Source organism: Streptococcus intestinihominis (assembly GCF_046824975.1).
Lineage (GTDB): Bacteria > Bacillota > Bacilli > Lactobacillales > Streptococcaceae > Streptococcus.
Genome location: NZ_JBKQBL010000001.1, coordinates 468,014 through 471,737, shown reverse-complemented (window position 1 = coordinate 471,737; position 3,724 = coordinate 468,014). Strand labels below are relative to the sequence as shown.

Sequence of the window (3,724 nt, the reverse complement as noted above, 5' to 3'; positions counted from 1 at the left end):
GAACTACCGGATAATCGTGGAAATGTCAGTTTTAATCTATTGGGGCATGACGATAAGTATAGGGTCACTAATATCTATATGGGATATTACGCTACATCTTTGGAAGAACCAACCAAAACAACAGAAGAATTTAGAGCTCTCTTTTCTCAAGATGGACAGGAAATTCATGACGTTATTTCTCAAATGGGAACTCCTGAAGTCACGCATTTTTCAATCTCATCTTCTCAGAAAGTATACTCCTGCACCCTCTCCTATTCAACAGTAGATAATGAACTAGTTTCCCTAAATTTCGAGGAAAACTCTGAGCAGTGGTATCTAAAAGGAATAGCTGTTAAAAAGAAACCTTAGCATGATTTTGGGAGATAGTACAAAGATACATTAGGATCTTAAGATTACTTCGTCTGCCAGTGATTTAAAGGACTCTTTAAATTATGCTATAATAGTAAAATCAAAGAGTTCAAAAGGAGCCTATCTTCCTAGAGGACTGACTACATAGAACAAGAGGTATCGCCATGACTGCACAAAAAATGACTGCACAAGAAATTATCGCCTTTATCGGCAATGCAGAAAAGAAAACCAACGTAAAAGTGACCTTTGAAGGGGAATTGGCAGGAGAGCTTCCAGCATCCGTTGTAAAGCTAGGAAATGTCCTATTTGGAGACTGGAAAGAGATTGAGCCTCTTCTTGCTAACCTAACAGAAACCAAAGACTATATCGTAGAGCAAGATGGTCGCAATTCAGCGGTACCTTTGCTGGACAAGCGTTATTTGAATGCCCGGATTGAACCAGGTGCGATTATTCGAGATCAGGTGACCATTGAAGACAATGCGGTAATCATGATGGGAGCCGTCATCAATATCGGTGCTGAAATCGGTGCGGGGACCATGATCGATATGGGAGCTATTCTTGGTGGCCGTGCAACGGTTGGTAAAAACAGCCATATCGGAGCAGGAGCGGTTCTAGCTGGTGTCATTGAGCCAGCCTCTGCAGAACCAGTTCGTATCGGGGATAACGTCTTGGTGGGAGCCAACGCCGTCGTCATCGAAGGGGTTCAAGTTGGTAATGGCTCCGTCGTAGCGGCGGGTGCGATCGTTACCCAAGATGTGCCTGAAAATGTAGTGGTAGCAGGTGTACCTGCGCGCGTGATCAAGACGATTGACGAACGGACGCAACAAAAAACAGCACTTGAGGATGCCTTGCGTAACCTATAATAGAGGAATAAGAAAAGGAAGCTGGGGGATACCTCGGCTTCTTCTCAAAAGAGGAAGATGGATATGACACTTGATTTAGTAAAAATTCGGCGAGATCTGCATCAAATCCCAGAAATTGGACTAGAAGAATTCAAAACACAAGCCTATCTCTTGGAGCGTATCGCTGAAATTACCGAAGGAAAAGAGTTCGTCGAGCAGCGGACCTGGCGGACGGGGATCCTGGTTTTTCTGAAAGGATCCAATCCAGAAAAGACCATTGGCTGGAGGACGGATATCGATGGACTGCCCATTATCGAGCAAACTGGCCTTGACTTTGTCTCCCGCCACGAAGGTCGGATGCATGCCTGTGGCCATGATATTCATATGACCTTAGCCTTGGGCTTGTTGGAACAATTGGTTCAAGAACAGCCTAAGAACAATCTCTTGTTCCTCTTTCAACCAGCCGAGGAAAATGAAGCTGGAGGCATGCTCATGTATGAGGATGGGGCCTTTGGAGATTGGTTGCCTGATCAATTCTACGGCCTCCATGTCCGTCCGGACTTAAAGGTAGGCGAAATCGCGACCAATCGGGGGACGCTCTTTGCAGGGACCTGTGAAGTGAAGCTGACCTTTAAAGGAAAAGGTGGACACGCCGCCTTTCCCCATGAAGCCAAGGATGCCCTGGTCGCTGCTAGCTATTTTGTCACCCAGGTTCAAACCATTGTCAGCCGCAATGTCGATCCTATCGAGGGAGCGGTTGTGACCTTCGGTTCCATGCATGCGGGGACGACCAATAATGTCATTGCGGAGACAGCCTTTCTGCATGGGACCATCCGGACCCTGACCATGGAAATGAACCTCTTGACCCAGAAGCGACTTGAGACGATTGCCAGAGGGGTTGCAGATGCTTTTGATATGGAGCTAAATCTTGAACTTAAGCAAAGGGGCTATTTGCCAGTGGAAAACAATCCGGACTTGGCAGATGAACTGATGACCTTCTTTGATCAAACAGAAGATGTCGCCTTGATTGATATCCTACCCGCCATGACTGGAGAGGATTTTGGTTATCTCTTGTCAAAAGTGGATGGAGTCATGTTCTGGTTGGGAGTGGACAGTCCTTATGCTCTTCATCACCCTCAGATGAGTCCCAAGGAAGAAGCCCTGCACTTTGGTGTCAAAGCCATTAGTCCTTTCTTGAAAATGAAAGCCAACCAATAAAGAGAGACGGAAATGAAAGCAAGTATTCGAAAAAGTATATTGAAGAAGATGAAAGGCTTGGAGCCGGAGAACAAGCGAAAGGCTGATCAAGCCTTGATCCAGCGGTTGCGCTCTTTGCCAGCTTACCAAGAAGCAAGCGTGATTGCGACCTATTTGTCCTTCCCACATGAGGTGGATACGAGTTTTCTGATTGATGCAGCTCTAGAAGATGGTAAACAGCTTGTCATCCCAAAGACCTATCCCAAAGGGCGCATGGAATTTGCAGTCTATAATCCGCAGAAATTGAAACCAACAGCCTTTGGCCTCTTAGAACCAGATGATGGGAGTCAAGCGGTAGATCAGTCGGAGATTGACCTGATTCATGTTCCTGGAGTGGCCTTTCAAAAGGATGGCTACCGTCTGGGTTATGGAGGAGGCTATTACGATCGCTATTTGGCAGATTTCGACGGAGCGACCGTCAGCACTATCTATGCTTGCCAGGAAGTAGACTTTGCACCTGCCCCTCATGATATTCCAGTACAGGAGGTTCTTGTGGATGAATCAACTATTTGATAAGAAATACCCGGTGACCAGTAGCTTGCTCCTATTAACAACCGGCGTTTTTCTAGCCATGTTATTGCTTCGTGGCTTTGACTATGAATCGGTCCAAACTGTTTACGACTTTGGGGGTGTCCTAGGGGCGGAAATCCAAATGGACCCGAGCCAGAGCTGGCGTTTGCTTGCTGCCATGTTTGTTCATGTTGGCTTGCGGCACTTTGTTTTAAACATGGTTACCCTTTATTTTATCGGAAGAATCGCAGAAGATCTATTTGGCTCGAAGGCCTTCTTAGCCCTTTACCTCTTATCTGGCTTGATGGGCAACCTTTTTGTCTTGGTCTTTTCTCCAGAAGTCGTCGCAGCAGGTGCTTCTACAGCCCTAGCTGGACTCTTTGCTGCCATTGTCAGTTTACGCTTTATCGCTCGAAGTCCCTATATTCACTATCTGAGCCAACGTTATACTTCCTTGATTCTAATCAATATCCTCTTTAGCTTTATGCCGGGGATCAGTCTAGCCGGTCACTTAGGAGGCCTGGTGGGAGGAGGGCTTCTAGCCTTTGTCTTTCCCGTTTATGGTGAGCGAGATAGCCTGAAAAAAAGCTGGCGCTTGGTAGCTCTGTTTCTTTATACAGCTGGGGCCATCCTTCTTTATGCTTGGCCTTTACTTGCTCATCCTTTTTATGATTTGTAACGAATTTGTAAATTATCTGAAAACTGAGTGAAGTCTCAGTTTTTTTGTATATAAAATCCAAAAATAAGCAGCTACACTCAAAAAGTTG

General features: G+C 45.9%; 4 protein-coding genes and 1 pseudogene. All 5 read left to right on the top strand.

Annotated features, from left to right (window positions below):
• Positions 1 to 348: pseudogene (locus ACLOR3_RS02405) on the top strand (hypothetical protein); the annotation flags it as partial.
• Between the two features lie 164 nt (positions 349 to 512).
• Positions 513 to 1,211: a 2,3,4,5-tetrahydropyridine-2,6-dicarboxylate N-acetyltransferase gene (gene dapD / locus ACLOR3_RS02400; protein WP_411400138.1), complete on the top strand. Its 699-nt coding sequence runs from the start codon at positions 513 to 515 to the stop codon at positions 1,209 to 1,211.
• A 63-nt stretch (positions 1,212 to 1,274) separates the two neighbouring features.
• The gene (locus tag ACLOR3_RS02395) at positions 1,275 to 2,408 is read left to right on the top strand and encodes an N-acetyldiaminopimelate deacetylase (RefSeq protein WP_411400137.1); all 1,134 of its coding nucleotides are present in this window, start codon (positions 1,275 to 1,277) and stop codon (positions 2,406 to 2,408) included.
• Positions 2,409 to 2,420: 12 nt separating this feature from the next.
• Positions 2,421 to 2,960, top strand: a complete 540-nt coding sequence (locus ACLOR3_RS02390; RefSeq protein WP_411400136.1) for a 5-formyltetrahydrofolate cyclo-ligase — start codon at positions 2,421 to 2,423, stop codon at positions 2,958 to 2,960.
• On the top strand, positions 2,944 to 3,636 hold the full coding sequence (locus ACLOR3_RS02385) for a rhomboid family intramembrane serine protease (protein ID WP_411400135.1): 693 nt from the start codon (positions 2,944 to 2,946) through the stop codon (positions 3,634 to 3,636). Before ACLOR3_RS02390 ends, ACLOR3_RS02385 begins: the two co-directional genes overlap by 17 nt.
• The last annotated feature ends 88 nt before the right edge of the window (positions 3,637 to 3,724 follow it).